This window comes from Serratia sp. GW822-FHT06E05, from assembly GCF_058799445.1.
The window spans coordinates 73,259-88,571 of record NZ_JBXALM010000002.1 but is presented as its reverse complement, the minus strand read 5'-3'; the positions used below and the strand labels follow the sequence as shown (position 1 = coordinate 88,571).

General features: G+C 55.8%; 13 protein-coding genes. 5 read left to right on the top strand and 8 right to left on the bottom strand.

The genetic code is table 11. The features are described 5' to 3' along the window. Positions 1–38 precede the first annotated feature (38 nt). Positions 39–695 carry a fumarylacetoacetate hydrolase family protein gene (locus tag AC1RKC_RS07985; RefSeq protein WP_493092374.1) on the top strand — a complete coding sequence of 219 codons (657 nt, stop codon included), beginning with the start codon at positions 39–41 and terminating at the stop codon, positions 693–695. 69 nt (positions 696–764) lie between these two features. Here the strand turns inward: AC1RKC_RS07985 and AC1RKC_RS07980 are convergent, their stop codons facing one another. Then, entirely contained in the window at positions 765–1,013 is a 249-nt protein-coding gene (locus AC1RKC_RS07980; protein ID WP_012145476.1) for a CsbD family protein, read from the bottom strand. A 408-nt stretch (positions 1,014–1,421) separates the two neighbouring features. On the opposite strand from AC1RKC_RS07980, the gene ycgN reads away from it, so the two are divergent. Beyond that, positions 1,422–1,868: a cysteine cluster protein YcgN gene (gene ycgN / locus AC1RKC_RS07975; RefSeq protein WP_020827237.1), complete on the top strand. Its 447-nt coding sequence runs from the start codon at positions 1,422–1,424 to the stop codon at positions 1,866–1,868. A gap of 508 nt (positions 1,869–2,376) precedes the next feature. Here ycgN and dsbB read toward each other — a convergent pair. Further along, positions 2,377–2,907 carry a disulfide bond formation protein DsbB gene (dsbB, locus tag AC1RKC_RS07970; protein WP_020827236.1) on the bottom strand — a complete coding sequence of 177 codons (531 nt, stop codon included), beginning with the start codon at positions 2,905–2,907 and terminating at the stop codon, positions 2,377–2,379. A 124-nt stretch (positions 2,908–3,031) separates the two neighbouring features. After that, positions 3,032–4,603, bottom strand: coding sequence for a sodium/proton antiporter NhaB (nhaB, locus tag AC1RKC_RS07965; protein WP_493092376.1), 1,572 nt, complete (start codon positions 4,601–4,603; stop codon positions 3,032–3,034). Positions 4,604–4,846: 243 nt separating this feature from the next. Here nhaB and fadR point away from each other — a divergent pair, with 243 nt between their 5' ends. Next, positions 4,847–5,566 carry a fatty acid metabolism transcriptional regulator FadR gene (gene fadR / locus AC1RKC_RS07960; RefSeq protein ID WP_020827234.1) on the top strand — a complete coding sequence of 240 codons (720 nt, stop codon included), beginning with the start codon at positions 4,847–4,849 and terminating at the stop codon, positions 5,564–5,566. A 62-nt stretch (positions 5,567–5,628) separates the two neighbouring features. Here the strand turns inward: fadR and AC1RKC_RS07955 are convergent, their stop codons facing one another. After that, positions 5,629–7,164, bottom strand: a complete 1,536-nt coding sequence (locus AC1RKC_RS07955) for a SpoVR family protein (protein WP_020827233.1) — start codon at positions 7,162–7,164, stop codon at positions 5,629–5,631. Between the two features lie 538 nt (positions 7,165–7,702). On the opposite strand from AC1RKC_RS07955, the gene AC1RKC_RS07950 reads away from it, so the two are divergent. Together AC1RKC_RS07950 and dadX are read left to right on the top strand one after the other, a co-directional pair. Further along, a complete protein-coding gene (locus AC1RKC_RS07950) occupies positions 7,703–9,007 on the top strand; it encodes a D-amino acid dehydrogenase (RefSeq protein ID WP_046373355.1) in 1,305 nt (434 codons plus the stop codon). A 73-nt stretch (positions 9,008–9,080) separates the two neighbouring features. Continuing rightward, positions 9,081–10,154, top strand: coding sequence for a catabolic alanine racemase DadX (gene dadX, locus AC1RKC_RS07945; protein WP_116690322.1), 1,074 nt, complete (start codon positions 9,081–9,083; stop codon positions 10,152–10,154). A 3-nt stretch (positions 10,155–10,157) separates the two neighbouring features. Here the strand turns inward: dadX and AC1RKC_RS07940 are convergent, their stop codons facing one another. The 4 genes from AC1RKC_RS07940 to AC1RKC_RS07925 form a co-directional block, all read right to left on the bottom strand. Beyond that, positions 10,158–11,351: a multidrug effflux MFS transporter gene (locus AC1RKC_RS07940; protein WP_020827230.1), complete on the bottom strand. Its 1,194-nt coding sequence runs from the start codon at positions 11,349–11,351 to the stop codon at positions 10,158–10,160. A gap of 109 nt (positions 11,352–11,460) precedes the next feature. Then, a complete protein-coding gene (locus AC1RKC_RS07935; protein ID WP_046373357.1) occupies positions 11,461–12,021 on the bottom strand; it encodes a 3'-5' exonuclease in 561 nt (186 codons plus the stop codon). Positions 12,022–12,083: 62 nt separating this feature from the next. Then, a complete protein-coding gene (locus AC1RKC_RS07930) occupies positions 12,084–13,802 on the bottom strand; it encodes an ABC transporter permease subunit (RefSeq protein WP_258089575.1) in 1,719 nt (572 codons plus the stop codon). Continuing rightward, positions 13,802–15,307 (bottom strand): ABC transporter substrate-binding protein, encoded by a 1,506-nt coding sequence (locus tag AC1RKC_RS07925; RefSeq protein ID WP_493092378.1) that lies wholly within the window; start codon positions 15,305–15,307, stop codon positions 13,802–13,804. The genes AC1RKC_RS07930 and AC1RKC_RS07925 overlap by 1 nt, the downstream gene beginning before the upstream one ends. Positions 15,308–15,313 lie beyond the last annotated feature (6 nt).

Here is a 15,313-nt window from a genome sequence, read left to right as displayed (position 1 = left end):
GCATGCTAAGCCCCTACATGATTGTAGGGAGAGGCGGTATGTATCAACATAGAGACTGGCAGGGTTCATTACTTGATTTTCCGGTAAATAAAGTGGTTTGCGTCGGCAGTAATTACGCCGATCACATCAAGGAAATGGGCAGTGCAACCTCGGCAGAGCCGGTAGTGTTTATCAAGCCTGAAACGGCGCTGTGCGATATTCGCCAGCCGGTGGCGATCCCCAAAGAGTTTGGTTCGGTACATCATGAAGTGGAGCTGGCTGTGCTGATCGGTACGCCGCTAAAGCAGGCTAATGAAGATCGCGTGGCGCGTGCCATCGCCGGATACGGTGTTGCGCTTGATCTGACGCTGCGGGAACTGCAGGCGGGCTTCAAGAAGGCGGGGCAGCCTTGGGAAAAAGCCAAGGGTTTCGACGGTTCTTGCCCGATATCCGGGTTTATACCGGTAGTGGAGTTTGGCGATCCGCAAAATGCGGAGCTGTCCCTGACGGTCAATGACCAGGTGCGCCAACAAGGCAATACTCGTGACATGATCACGCCGATCCTGCCGCTGATCAGCTATATGAGCCGCTTTTTCACGTTGCGCGCAGGCGACATTATCCTTACCGGCACGCCGCAGGGCGTCGGCCCGATGAGCTCTGGCGACATGCTGAAAGTCACCCTCAACGGTAAATCACTGACCACACGCGTGATTTGAAACTTGGATAAAGCGCAATAAAAAAGGCCCCGCAGGGCCTTTTTTTTCGGTGACGATAGGTCAAAACGCTTATTTACGGCCCAGCAAGAAACCGAAAACAATCCCGACGGCGGCGGCGATAGCTACGCCGGCCAGTGGGTTAGATTCAACCTGAGTCCGCACCGTATCGGCAGCATCTCGAGCCGCGTAACTGGCCTGAGAGGCATATTTGCGGGCTGCGCCTTTGACTTGATGATCCGGTGAGTCCGTTGCTTTACCAAAAGCTTCTTCAACGGCGCCGGCAGCTTCATTTACTTTGTCTTCTGCTTTCCCAAACATACTTGGTTCCTTATCTTCATTCAAAAGGCGAACATTAAACATAGCAGGGATATGCGCTTCTTGGCGGCAAAATGTGCTTTATGAGATGAATCTTATCCGTGAATAATGATGAACAGGGATATGGATGAGGGGGAAACGAAAGGATGATAGACCTGAGTTTTGTACGTATAATTAGACGATATGCCTGGTGTTTTTATCCCTTTCAGCATCAAGGGTAACGGCCTGATAATACTGGCCGAAAATGTTGAATATCGTTGTTTTAAATAGCGTTTTTTTTAAGCGAACATATTGTTATCGCTATGATTATATTGTGTTTTCAGCCTTTCCATTTGGCTGGGATATCTATATAGTGCACCCTCAAAACCTGCTTGCAGGTTATCTATTCATTTACCTATACCGGACGCGAATATGTCACAAACCCCTTTTTGGCAACAAAAAACGCTGGCGGAAATGTCAGAACAAGAGTGGGAATCGCTGTGCGACGGTTGTGGGCAATGCTGTCTGAATAAGCTGATCGACGAAGATACCGACGAGATTTATTTCACCAACGTAGCCTGTAACCAGCTGAATATTAAGTCGTGCCAGTGCCGCAACTATGAGCGCCGCTTTGAGCTGGAAGAGGACTGCATCAAACTGACGCGTGAAAACCTCACCACCTTCGATTGGCTGCCGCCGACCTGCGCATACCGTTTGATTGGTGAAGGCAAGCCGCTGTTTGCGTGGCACCCGCTGGTCAGCGGTTCTAAAGCTGCGATGCACGGTGAGCGTATTACGGTACGACATATTGCGGTGCGGGAAAGTGAAGTGGTGGACTGGCAGGATCACATCTTGAACAAACCGAGCTGGGCGAGATAAGGAAAAAAGCCCCTGCAAAGATGAGGGGCAAGACACACAACAACACCAGGGAAATCGTTAAATATTAACTTGCGGATATTATAGGGATTCTCTGATAAAACTTCATCAAAATATCGATGCAATAATGCATCGCTATGATGAATTTTTTTGTATGAAGTGAGTGGCGAGGAAAATCGTTGCGCCAGTATTTTTGTGAGGTAAGACCGAAAAAGTGAAGCGAGGCTTTCGTAGATAAGACATTTTACTCTTCTAACTTAATGTTATGTAAATTACGCGTCAAATCCTGCCCAGATGCTTCTTTTTAAACCTGATGTTAGGTAGTTTGAGCGCTCTCACGCTAAGTTTCGAGAGTAAAATAATGAAAATGATACGCCTGTTTGCCATAGCTGGAGCACTAATAGTGCTCGTTTATTACTTTACACATACCTAATCTCGCATTACCTCTGAAGATCATCAGTCACTCGATGAAAAACGGCGCCCTGAGGCGCCGTTTTTCATGCTGTCATGCTCAGCGGCCAAACAGATCGCGGCGGCGTGGGCGGACAAATTGTGCCAGCAGCACAACGATAGCAATCAACAAATAAGCTGCAAAGATGCCAACCAGCCACTGCGGCATTTCCAGCGTCAAGAATTCCCATTGGCGTACCGAACAGTCGCCTGATGCGTGGAACACCGCAGGCAGCCATTTGTCCAGCGGCAGCCAGGACGGGAAGCTGACGAAGAAATCGCAGGTATTAAACGGCGAAGGGTGCAGTTGGATCATGGTGTGTTTCCACGCCAGCTGCAGGCCTTCCCAGGCACTGTAAATCCACAGCAGAATAGCGGCATAACGCAACGGCGTTTTCGGCGCGATGGCACCCAGCAGCGAGGCGCCGAGAATACCAAACAGCGCGCAACGTTCGTAAATGCACATGACACAGGGTTGCAGCAGCATTACATGCTGAAAGTAGAGTGCGACTAATTCCAGCGCCAGCGCAGTCAGGGCCATCAACAGCCAAGCACCGCGCCCCTGTGAGCAGCGGTTAAAGAATTGCAACATATATTTATTCTTCCATGCAGTAAGCAATTGAACTGGCAGTGTAAACCAATTCAACCCCGCTGCCAGCCACCTGAGCCGGATTCAGCACAAAAATAGTCGCTGACAGCGGAGCGGGTTTACAGAGTTAGTGTGCAGCGGCTTCGAGCGACGGCAGCGTCAGCCAATGCCACTGGGTCAGCAGGTCGGTCACGGGCGCCAGGGTAAATTGTACGCACAACAGACCAACCAGGGTTAATACCACAGTATAAGGCAATGCCATCCATACCATTCGCCCATAGGATAAACGTACCAGGGGGGCCAGTGCGGAGGTCAGCAAGAACAGGAAGGCGGCCTGGCCATTCGGCGTGGCGACCGACGGCAAATTGGTCCCGGTATTAATGGCGACCGCTAACATTTCAAACTGCTTCAGGGAAATGGCGCCATTTTCAAATGCGGCGCGCGCTTCATTAATGTAAACCGTGCCGACGAACACATTGTCGGATACTGAAGACAGCAAGCCATTGAACAGATAAAACAGCGAAAGTTGGGAAGAGGGTTCCGCCTGCAAAACGAATTGAATCACCGGGGTAAACAGGTGTTGCTCAATGATCACCGCCACCACGGTGAAAAATACCGTCAGCAGGGCGGTGAAGGGCAAGGCCTCCTGGAAGGCTTTGCCGATGGCGTGCTCATCGGTTACGCCACACAGGGAAGTGGCGAGGATAATCACCGACAGGCCAATCAGGCCAACCTCCGCCAGATGGAAGGCCAGGGCGACAATCAGCCAAACGCCGATAAGTGCCTGAACCATTAATTTGACCTGCTCTTGTTTACTGCGCCCGGCAGTCGCCTGGCGGTCAAACTCTGTCAGCACTTCGCGCACGCGCTCCGGTAGTTTTGCTCCGTAGCCGAAGACGCCGAAGCGCTCAAGCAGCAGGCAGACCAGCAGACCACAGATCAATACCGGTAAAGTGACGGGCGCCATGCGCAGGAAGAAGTCGACAAAGCCCCAGTCGGCGCTTTTGGCGATAATCAGGTTCTGCGGTTCGCCCACCATGGTCATCACACCGCCCAGCGCGGTACCGACACCAGCATGCATCAGCAGACTGCGCAAAAAGGCGCGGAACTGCTCCAGCGTCTGTTTGTTATCGTCGCTTACCAGGTTGCTGTCGTCGTTGACGTCGGCAGCGCCGCCGGAAGGGTTCGACACCACGTTGTGGTAAATCGAATAAAAACCGGTTGCGACGCTGATGACTACCGCAACCACCGTCAGTGCATCGAGGAAGGCGGACAAAAATGCTGCCGCAAAACAGAAGGCTAAAGACAGCAGTATTTTAGAGCGAATATTGAGCAGCAGCTTGGTGAAGACGAACAGCAGTAGCTGCTTCATAAAGTAGATGCCGGCCACCATAAAGATCAGCAACAGCAGGACTTCCAGATTATGGGCAATCTCTTCGCCCACCCGATCGGGGCTGGTCATGCCGATCAACACCGCCTCTATGGCCAGCAGGCCGCCCGGCAGCAGGGGATAGCACTTCAGCGCCATCGCCAGCGTGAAGATAAATTCGATGACCAGCAGCCAACCCGCGATGAAGGGATCGACCAGGAAGAAAACCAGCGGATTGACCAACAAGAAGATGAGGATGGCCAGTTTGTACCAGTCAGGTGATTGCCCGAGGAAGTTTTTCACCAGGGCACTGCGTAAAGTCGTTTCCATTATGCGTTACACGTCCTGAAAATAAGTTGTCACATATTACCCTAACAATGCCGCAGGGGCAGAAGCAATACGGGCTTGCTTTACGACGTGAAATTTCTCTGACGCGGTGTTTTTGCACGTTTTTTGCCACTTTATGCACACTTTCGTTTAATGTTTTTCGCTCACGCTATGTCATGCCAAGGCGATCTGGTATGATCAGCCGACTACTATTACTGATTATCGTCGCTACGGAACGTCAAACACATGGTCATAAAGGCGCAGAGTCCTGCCGGTTTCGCGGAAGAATACATTATCGAGAGTATCTGGAATAATCGCTTCCCTCCTGGCTCTATTTTGCCCGCGGAGCGTGAGCTTTCAGAATTGATTGGTGTTACGCGCACCACGTTACGCGAAGTTTTACAACGCCTGGCCCGTGATGGCTGGCTGACCATTCAGCATGGCAAACCGACCAAAGTAAATAATTTCTGGGAAACATCCGGCCTCAATATTCTTGAGACGGTGGCACGCCTCGATCACAAAAGTGTTCCACAGTTGATCGACAACTTGCTGTCGGTGCGTACCAATATTGCCGCGATCTTTATTCGCGCAGCGGTGCGTAATCATCCTGAGGCTGCTCAGGAAGTCTTGGCGAAAGCGACTCAAGTGGAAGATCAGGCGGACGCTTTCAACCTGTTGGACTACGAAATTTTCCGCGGTCTCGCATTCGCTTCCGGCAACCCGATTTACGGTCTGATCTTCAACGGCCTCAAAGGCCTGTACACCCGTGTCGGTCGTTACTACTTCTCAAATCCGGAGTCCCGCAAGCTGGCGCTGACTTTCTACAGCAAGCTGTCGACGCTGTGCCATGAAAAGTCGTACGATCAGGTGATGGATTGCGTGCGTAACTACGGTAAAGACAGCGGGGCCATCTGGCAGAGCATGCAAGGCACCATGCCGAGCGATCTGACCGAAGCCCGCCGTTAGTTTCACCTCTCGCATTACGCAAAAGGGGCGCCAGTGGCGCCCCTTTGTCATGGTCTCTAATCCTACAGAGGAGTCGGCCGCGGCGGACAACGTTCCAGCAGCTCGACGCTGCCATCCTCGTTGAGCTGTTCCAGAATAATGTCGAAGCCCCACAGGCGGTGCAGGTGTTTCATCACCTCACGCCGGCTTTTGTCCAGCGGCGCCCGGTCTTGTGGAATATAACGCAACGTCAATGAGCGATCGCCGCGCAAATCCACATTCCAGATCTGAATGTTCGGCTCGTGGTCGCTCAGGTTATATTGCGCCGACAGCTCCTGACGGATCGCCCGATAGCCCGCCTCGTTATGGATCGCCGCAATCTCCAGATAGTTATTGCGATCGTCATCGAGCACGGTGAACAGCCGGAAGTCACGCATGATTTTCGGGGACAGGAACTGGCTGATAAAACTTTCGTCCTTAAAATCACGCATGGCGAAGTGCAGTGTTTCCAGCCAGTCTTTACCGGCAATGTCCGGGAACCAGTAGCGATCTTCTTCGGTCGGCGACTGACAGATGCGCTTGATGTCCTGGAACATGGCAAAGCCCAGCGCGTAAGGGTTAATCCCGTTGTAATAAGGACTATTGTAAGGCGGCTGGTACACCACGTTGGTGTGGCTGTGCAAAAACTCCAGCATAAAGCGTTCGGTCACCCGGCCTTCATCGTAAAGATGGTTGAGGATGGTGTAGTGCCAGAATGTCGCCCAGCCTTCGTTCATCACCTGCGTTTGTTTTTGCGGATAAAAATACTGGCTCACTTTGCGCACGATGCGTAGCACCTCACGCTGCCAGGGTTCCAGCAGCGGCGCATTTTTCTCCATAAAGTAGAGGATGTTCTCCTGCGGCTCGCTTGGATAGCGACGCGCTTGTTCAGGCGCCTCTTCGCGTTCTACCCGCGGCAGGGTTTTCCACAGCGTATTGACCTGACTTTGCAGGTACTCTTCGCGGCTCTTCTGGCGGGCTTTTTCTTCGACCAGGGAGATCTTCTGCGGGCGTTTATAGCGGTCCACGCCGTAGTTCATCAGCGCGTGGCAGGAATCGAGCAGCTTCTCCACTTCTTCAACGCCGTAGCGTTCTTCGCACTGACTGATGTAGTGGCGGGCGAACAACAGATAATCGACGATCGAACTGGCGTCGGTCCAACTGCGGAACAGGTAATTATTTTTGAAAAACGAGTTGTGCCCGTAGCAGGCGTGCGCCATGACCAGCGCTTGCATGGTGATGGTATTTTCTTCCATCAGGTAGGCGATGCAAGGGTTGGAGTTGATAACGATTTCATAGGCCAGCCCCTGTTGCCCATGTTTGTAGCGCTGCTCGGTCTCAATGAATTTTTTACCGAATGACCAATGGGTATAGTTAATCGGCATGCCGACGCTCGAATAGGCGTCCATCATCTGTTCTGAGGTAATCACCTCGATCTGATGCGGGTAGGTATCGAGCTTGTAATGTTTGGCTACGCGATCGATGTGCTCCAGATACACCTGCAGCAGCTCGAACGTCCAGTCCGGTCCATCGCTCAGACGTTTATCTTCCTTGACCTTTTCATGTGTTGAAGTTGTCATCAGCGCACCCTCGTTATTACGGACCTTGCTCGAACGGCAGACCCTAGATCAATCGTAGCTCAATCTGGGCAGAGGTAATAATGATATAAAGCTTAAAAATTCAACGATCTGACGTCGCCTTCCCGCTTCAGGAGACGACAGGGGCATTTTACGGCGAGTTTTTTCTGCTGAAGCGGCTGCGGATGCGTATGAAATGTTATCTCGATGAAATGGCTTTTTAGTGGTTTTTTATTCTGTTTTTGTGGGCCTGTTTCATTTTTATGTTCTGTTAAAACCTTGTTGCGCGTCGTAGCTTTTCTTAGTGCTCTCAATGCTGTCAATGACAGCATAATAGGGGCCGTTTCGCTCTTAAATCTGCCTTTGACAACATCTTATCGCTATTTATAGGTAGCTATTGCAAAAGAACCGGCCATGAACGATAAATTAATTGTGAATGTTGTCACGTTTGATGATGAAGATGTTGGACGGATTTTTCCACTGAGTTAATTTCCTGTGAGCAGAAGATTATGCTTTGTGAAGCCTTGAGCTGGAGTCAGCGATGCGAGTGGTAATTTTAGGTAGTGGGGTGGTGGGCGTTGCCAGTGCCTGGTATTTGGCGAAGGCGGGGCATGAGGTGACGGTAATCGATCGTCAGCCTGGTCCGGCCATGGAAACCAGCGCGGCAAACGCCGGGCAAATCTCACCGGGCTATGCGGCGCCGTGGGCTGCGCCTGGCGTACCGTTGAAGGCGATCAAATGGATGTTCCAGCGCCATGCGCCGCTGGCGGTTCGTTTGGACGGCAGCCGTTTCCAGCTGAGCTGGATGTGGCAGATGCTGAAAAACTGCAACACCGAACACTACATGACCAACAAAGGTCGCATGGTGCGGTTGGCGGAATACAGCCGCGATTGCATCAAAGCGTTGCGCCAGGAAACCGGCATTCAGTACGAAGGCCGTCAGGGCGGTACGCTGCAGCTGTTTCGCACCCAGCAACAGTTTGAAAGCGCCTCCAAGGACATCGCGGTGCTGGAAGACGCCGGCGTGCCTTACAAACTGTTGGAAGCCAGTCAACTGGCCACCGTCGAACCTGCGCTGGCGCAGGTGGCGCATAAGCTGACCGGCGGTCTGCAACTGCCAAACGATGAAACCGGCGATTGCCAACTCTTTACCCAGCAGTTGGCCAAGCTGGCCCAGCAAGCGGGCGTTACTTTCCTGTATAACCGCAGCGTCGATCGCCTGCTGGTGGAAGGGGATAAAATCAGCGGCGTGCAATGTGGCGGGGAGATCTTCAAGGCCGACAGCTACGTGGTGGCCTTTGGTTCGTATTCCACCGCGCTGCTGCGCGATCTGGTCTCGATCCCTGTGTATCCGTTGAAAGGCTACTCACTGACCATTCCCATTACGGATGAGGCCGCGGCACCATTCTCGACCGTTTTGGATGAAACTTACAAAATCGCCATCACCCGTTTCGACCAGCGTATTCGCGTCGGTGGCATGGCGGAAATTGTCGGTTTTAATACCCAGCTCGAACAAAAACGCCGCGAGACGCTAGAGATGGTGGTACGCGATCTTTACCCTAACGGTGGGCGGGTGGAGGAAGCTACTTTCTGGACCGGTTTGCGTCCGATGACGCCGGACGGTACGCCGATTGTCGGTAAGACTTCGCTGAAAAACCTGTTCCTGAATACCGGGCATGGCACGCTGGGGTGGACAATGGCCTGTGGTTCTGGCCAGCTGCTTTCCGATCTGATTTCCGGCATCACGCCGGCTATTCCGTCAGATGACCTGGCGGTAGCGCGCTACAGCGCCGGATTTCGCAGCGCTTACACTGCGCCCTTGAATGATGTGCATCACGCGCGTTAAAAACCTTAATTAGACAATGTTGCGGTCGCGGACGTAGGTCCGTGACCGCATTCGCAGGCCCGTAGGAGTTCCCATGCCTCGCCCGATTACCGCCACGCTGCACCTTGGCGCCTTTGAAAATAACCTGCAAGTGGTCCGTCGTTGTGCTCCAAGTGCCAAAGTCTGGTCAGTGGTCAAGGCCAATGCTTATGGTCATGGCATTAAACATGTTTGGCGTAGCATGGCGCAAACGGATGGTTTTGCCCTGTTGGATCTCGCCGAAGCGATTATGCTGCGCGAGTCAGGTTGGCAAGGACCGATCTTGCTGTTGGAAGGTTTTTTCAAAGCGCAGGATTTAGCCCTGCTGGATCGCTACCGTTTAACGACGTCGGTGCACAGCGATTGGCAACTGGCGGCGATAGCCGAAGCCAAACTATCGGCACCGCTGGATGTTTACCTGAAAGTGAACAGCGGCATGAACCGTCTGGGCTTTGCCCCTGAGCGGTTGCACGCCGTTTGGCTGAAAGCTCAGCAGATAAGCAATATTGCCAGCCTGACGCTAATGAGCCATTTCGCCACCGCCGACGGTCCACAGGGCGTCGAAGCGCAGATGGCGACCATTAAGACAGCGGCGGCGGGCATTACTGCGCCGCGCTGTCTGGCCAACTCTGCCGCCACCTTGTGGCACCCGGAAACCCACTGCAGTTGGGTACGGCCCGGCATTGTGCTTTACGGTGCTTCACCGAGCGGCCAATCGCAGGATATTGCTGACAGCGGGCTGCAGCCTACGATGACCTTGAGCAGCGAAATTATTGGTGTTCAAACGCTAAAACAGAACGATCAGGTTGGCTATGGCTGGCGTTATCGCGCCGAAGGTGCACAACGCATCGGGGTGGTAGCCTGCGGCTATGCAGACGGCTACCCGCGCCATGCGCAAACGGGCACGCCGGTCTGGGTGGATGGCGTGCTGACGCGAACGCTGGGTACGGTGTCGATGGACATGCTGGCGGTCGATCTGACGCCTTGCCCGCATGCCAATATTGGTGCTGAAGTGGAGTTGTGGGGGCGGCACCTGCCGGTTGACGATGTCGCTGCCGCGGCAGGCACGCTGGGCTATGAATTGCTGACGGCGTTGGCCGCCAGAGTGCCTATCGTTACCGAGGCCTGAGCCTCAGGCAATTTTCTTCAGTTGCCCCTTGATTTGCTTGCTGCGCTGCCGTGCGTGCAGCGCCAGCAGGCAACCTACCAGCATCACCAGCGCCAGCGACAGCTTGGGCTGCAAGGGCAGCGCCATCGCCAACAGACCCAGGCCTGCGCCGCCGGCCATCTGCACAAAACCTACCAGCGCAGAAGCGACACCGGCCTCGTTGGAGTAAGGCTCAAGCGCATAACTGGTCGCCGGGCCCATCACGAAGGCTAAGCCCGCGCAGGCGCTGGCGACGGGCAGCATATAGGCCAGCCAGTGAGTTTGCGCCGAGCCGGAAAGCCAGGTAACGCCGAGCAGCAGGCCTACGCATCCGATACCCATCAGAATTCCCCCGGTTGCCAGACACACCGGGCGTCCCACCTTGTGAATGATGCGGTTGGCGAAGAAACTCACCAGCATGATCCAAAAACCGTTGGCACCAAACACCAGAGAGAATTGCAATGGCGTGAGGCCGGCGGTGCCCATCAGCACGTTGGGTGCCAGCGAGACGTAGGTCAATGCCATACCCATCGCGCCGGAGTTGACCACGGCGAAGGACAGAAAACGGCGATCTTTGAGGATGCGGGCATATTGGCGTACCGGTAAACCTTTAACACGCACCGTGTCTGCCGGGCGGGTTTCCGGCAGGCGCAGAGCGATCAACACCAGCACGGCCAGGGCATAACACACCAGGAACCAGAAAGGTGCGCGCCAGCCAAAGGCTTCCGCCAGTAACCCACCCAGCAGCGGGGCCAGTGCGGGAATAATGTTAAGTGTGCCGTTGAGGAAGCCGAAGGCGCGAGCCGCGTCGTCGCCGTTCATCCGATCGCGCACGCCGCTAAAAGCCACAACGGCGGTACAGCAGACCGCTACGCCCTGCAGCAAACGTGAAGCGACGAACACCGTCGGTGTGGTGGCCAGCGCGGCCATGGCGGCACCAATCATGTAGATGACGATACCGGCCAGCGCTACGGGTTTGCGGCCGTAGTTGTCCACCAGCGGCCCGGCGATAATCTGCCCAAGACCCAGCACCAAAATGAACAGTGAAATGGTGGACTGAATCAGCGCTTCACTGCTGTTAAGGCCAAGAGCGATGGCCGGGATAGTCGGCAGATAAAGATCGATACCCAGCGGGCCGAGCAGCACCAGGCTAAGGAGCAGAAACAGAAATTTTTGCATAACAAAAACAGCACATCCGAGTGACAAAGAGGGCTAGAGTAGAGACTCTGGCGATAAATGGAAAGGGGCAAAACGTCGGCCGACCTTCGGCATGCCTAACTTGCTGGAATCATAGCGACGCGGCTTTGCGATAGTAAAGTGCGGAGATGGTATCCGCCACGTAGCGGGCCTGATGTTTGGCGTCGTCCAGCGCACGATGCGGTGTGCCTTCGAATGCCCGTTCTTTTTTCGGATTAAAGCCCAGCAATTCGGCCAGAGTGATCACCGTACGCACGTCCTGTGTGTCCCAAAACTTCCACGGGCAGGGCATGTCCAGTTGCTGAAAGGCATGCTCGAGGATAGTGCAGTCGAACTCCTTGCCATTGCCCCAGACTTTAACCTGGTCAGTGCTGTTCATATGGATAAAGCGACTCAGATTGGTCAGCGTGCGCTTGAGGCTCTCCGTGCCGCCAAACGCCAGCTTGCGTGCTTCATCCGACTGTTTGGCCCACCAGGCGACGGTATCCAGGCTGATGGTTCTGCCTGGCTGATCTTTTTGGCTGCTGACGGCATTTTCAAATTCGGCACCGAGCTGGCCGGTTTGGGGATCGAAAAACACCGCGGCCACCACCAGGATCACCGCGCTCGGTTTTATGTCCAGCGTTTCTATGTCTAACATCAGATGGTGCATGGGGGACTCCCGGCTGGTAGAGATACAAATAATGTTACTACAAACCGGATCAGGATGCGCCGTCAGCGTCGGCGATTGCCGGCGGTATTTGCCAGTGTGACAGCCAGCACTGCCAACAGCACCAGAGCTACCGCTGGCGCCAAAACGCCCCACGGTGCCCGTTCGATATAGGGCATGCCCTCGGCCAATACCAGCCCCCATTCCGCGCTGGGTGGCTGTGGCCCCAGGCCAAGAAAACCCAGCGCCGCCAGCGCCAGCGCAATACCCGGCAGGCGCAGCATGGCGTGGCGCAGCAGGGGAACCCACAGCGCCGGCAAAAGGTAGTGCGTCAGGGTACGCCAGCGGCCGATCCCCAACACTGGCAACATGCGGATATAGGGCTGAGTGCGGGCTTCAGCCAACAGCGAAGCGCAATGAGCGGACAGCGGCGCCCAACTGACCAGCATTACCGCGCAGGCAGCACCGAAGGGGGAAGGCCCGGTGACAGCGGTGACCAACAGCCCTGCGACTATCGGTGGTGTGGCGTTGGCCAACTCAATAATCCCGCACATCAGGCGAGGCATCAATCCGAGCACTATCCCCAGGAACAGCGAAGCGAAGCTGACTGCCAGCGCCAACAGGCTGGTATTCAGTGCCCCGTAGGCGACACGTGCCAGAATGTCCCGGCCGGTGGCGTCTGCGCCAAAGGGCAGATCCAGGCTGGGTGGCTGCAGACGGATATGCAGTGACGAAAAGGGATCGCGGATGATCCCGCTCATCACTAACAGACACAGCAACAGCGCCGCGACGGCGGCAAAAATATAACTCACCCGGCTGCTGTGCTGTGGCGGCGTTGAATTGGGTAATGAGGCGGCTATTCGGCCCAGCAACAGGTAATGGGCTCCCTGCATCAGGAAACCGGTGCCGAAGGCCAGCAGCAACAGGATCAGGATACCGCATTGCAAGGCGGGCAGATCCTGAGCGATGGCGGCCCCCAATGTTGCCCGGCCCAGTCCCGGTATGGCGAACACTTTCTCGACGGCGATCGCGCCGCCGGTCAGTCCAATCAGCACTAAACCGATCTGTGGCAGCAGTGCAGGCAGCGTGCGGCGCAGAACGGCCAACAGGCAATGCCGCCGGGCGATGCCGGCAAGGTTCCAGGTCAGCAACCAGCGTTCGGAGAAGGTTGCGGCCAGGCCGTCATTGAGCAACAGCGCCAGCAGGCCGCCGGCCGGTAAGCCCAAAGCCAGTGCCGGCAGAATGGCATGTTGCAGGCTTTGCCAGCCGTAGGGCGGAAACCACTGCAGCCAGACGGCGCCAACGATCAACAGCAGCGCTGCCAGCAAAAATTCGGGCAGTGCGGTCAGGGATACCGCTAACACGCCTGCGGGACGGTAGTTCTCGCCATGCAGGCCGCGCCACAGGGTTGGCAACGCCAGCAGTATCGCCACCACTACTGCGACGGCAAGCGCGTAACCCATCAGGGTCAGAGAAACCCCTGTGGCCTGCAGCATGCCTTCCAGCACCGGGCGACCGGAAATCCACGAGTTGCCGGCATCACCCCGCAGCACGCCGTGAAACCAGCGGCCAAGCAGCAGCAAGGGCCCGTCGTCCAGGCCATATTGCTGACGAATGGCATTCAGGGCTTCCGGGGTAGCCTCTTGTTCACCCGAACGCGCCCGCAGCAAGCTGAGCGCAGGATCGCGCCCGGACAGCCAAGGCATCAGGCCAATCAATACGATCATCCCCAGCAGCGAGAACAGGCGTGAGGCGAGTGGCAATAGTCGTAGTGCTTTTTCCATCAAGGTTGCTCTGGGGCGATGAAGCTGCGAGGCGTCACCAGCAGGCGTTCACGCGGATCGCGCTCTGCGCCCCTCATTACGGCAGCTTCCCCCTGGATCACGCGTTCATGCAGCAAGGGTATCGCCGCATGGGTTGCCATAATGCGGCTTTCTGCCGCGATGATGGCCTGGCGTCGTTGTGGCCCGGCAGGAATGGCTGCGGCCTGAGTCAATGCTTCGTCCACCTGCGGATCGCACAGTTGAGCAATATTGAAGGAACCTCGGCAGGCGAAGTCACTGTACATGTAGGCCAGTGGATCGCCAGAGTCCAGCACCGTGGCTCGCGACAAGATAAAGGCGTCGAATTTACCCGCCAGCGCGTCGGCTTCAATGTGCGCATATTCCCGCACTTCCTGCTTTACCACAAAACCGGCGGCGCTGAGTTGCTGCGCCAGATACACCGCCACTTCGGGTAGCTCGGCGCGATCGCTGAAGGTGGCCAGGGTGATGGTTTTGCCTTCAACCGTGGTTGGCGGCAGAGTCGGTTGCGGCTGTCGCAACGGTGCGGCCCAAGGCAGCGCGGGCCCCAGCAGCCCGGAGGCAATATCGGCGCGGCCTTCGTAAACGTTGTCCACCAACGGGCGACGCTGGATCGCCGCGGCGGCGGCGCGCATGGCCGGATCGCGGAAAGCACCGACCCGGGTGTTCAGATACAGCGTATTGGTGCGTGGCATGGGTACTTCGTGGATCAATTCTGCCGCAATTAACGGTAACTGCGAGACTGGCAGCGCCTCTACCAAATCGGCGCTGCCGGTGCGCAGGGCGGCAGCGCGGGCGGCGCTATCCGGGACAAAGTTGACGTCGATTCCTGGGGCGGCCGCTTTCTCGCCCCAATAGCCGTCGAAGCGGTTTAAACGTGCGCTACTGGTGCCGTTGATCTCTGTTAGCACAAAGGCGCCGGTTCCAGCCTGCAAGGGATTAACCACCCCGTTGGCGCCATAGGCCCGTTCGGCGAGGATCGCCAATTGTGGGCTGGACAACCGCTGCGGGAGGAGCGGATCGGGCACGGCGGTTGTGATCACGACAGCATTATCACCTTCTGGGACGATAGCCAATTCGACGCCGTCAAGAATGCGCGGTTTGGGGGCCGCGTTCATCGCCGCTGAAAGCGAACGCACCACGCTGTCCGGGGTCATCGCGCTACCATCATGGAAATTGACTCCCGATCGTAGTATGAAGCGCCAGCGGTGTTGATCCAGCTGTTGCCATTCGGTTGCCAGCGCCGGTTCAGCGTCGCCGTCGGCGTTCAGCACCACCAGCGTTTCGGCCGTGCTCCAGCGCGAAAGTTTAAACGCGTCATCGCTCAACGGCGTGAGCCCAGAGCGTGGGGGCTGAAGCATCGCCAGTCGAATGCGCCGTTCGTCGCCGGTGCTTTCTTTGGGGTCAACAGGGTCAAAGCAGCCGACGAGCAGCAAACTGCCGGCGAGCAGGCAGCCGGTTGGGCCAATAAAGCGCGGGTTGAACATGCAAAA

Excerpts from the sequence above, each read along its gene's own strand:
- AC1RKC_RS07940 (WP_020827230.1), bottom strand. The coding sequence starts at position 11,351 with ATGCAAAAATTTCTGTTTCTGCTCCTTAGCCTGGTGCTGCTCGGCCCG.
- dadX (WP_116690322.1), top strand. The coding sequence starts at position 9,081 with ATGCCTCGCCCGATTACCGCCACGCTGCACCTTGGCGCCTTTGAAAAT.
- AC1RKC_RS07985 (WP_493092374.1), top strand. The coding sequence starts at position 39 with ATGTATCAACATAGAGACTGGCAGGGTTCATTACTTGATTTTCCGGTA.
- nhaB (WP_493092376.1), bottom strand. The coding sequence starts at position 4,603 with ATGGAAACGACTTTACGCAGTGCCCTGGTGAAAAACTTCCTCGGGCAA.
- ycgN (WP_020827237.1), top strand. The coding sequence starts at position 1,422 with ATGTCACAAACCCCTTTTTGGCAACAAAAAACGCTGGCGGAAATGTCA.
- AC1RKC_RS07935 (WP_046373357.1), bottom strand. The coding sequence starts at position 12,021 with ATGCACCATCTGATGTTAGACATAGAAACGCTGGACATAAAACCGAGC.
- dsbB (WP_020827236.1), bottom strand. The coding sequence starts at position 2,907 with ATGTTGCAATTCTTTAACCGCTGCTCACAGGGGCGCGGTGCTTGGCTG.
- AC1RKC_RS07950 (WP_046373355.1), top strand. The coding sequence starts at position 7,703 with ATGCGAGTGGTAATTTTAGGTAGTGGGGTGGTGGGCGTTGCCAGTGCC.
- AC1RKC_RS07930 (WP_258089575.1), bottom strand. The coding sequence starts at position 13,802 with ATGGAAAAAGCACTACGACTATTGCCACTCGCCTCACGCCTGTTCTCG.
- AC1RKC_RS07925 (WP_493092378.1), bottom strand. The coding sequence starts at position 15,307 with ATGTTCAACCCGCGCTTTATTGGCCCAACCGGCTGCCTGCTCGCCGGC.
- AC1RKC_RS07955 (WP_020827233.1), bottom strand. The coding sequence starts at position 7,164 with ATGACAACTTCAACACATGAAAAGGTCAAGGAAGATAAACGTCTGAGC.
- fadR (WP_020827234.1), top strand. The coding sequence starts at position 4,847 with ATGGTCATAAAGGCGCAGAGTCCTGCCGGTTTCGCGGAAGAATACATT.
- AC1RKC_RS07980 (WP_012145476.1), bottom strand. The coding sequence starts at position 1,013 with ATGTTTGGGAAAGCAGAAGACAAAGTAAATGAAGCTGCCGGCGCCGTT.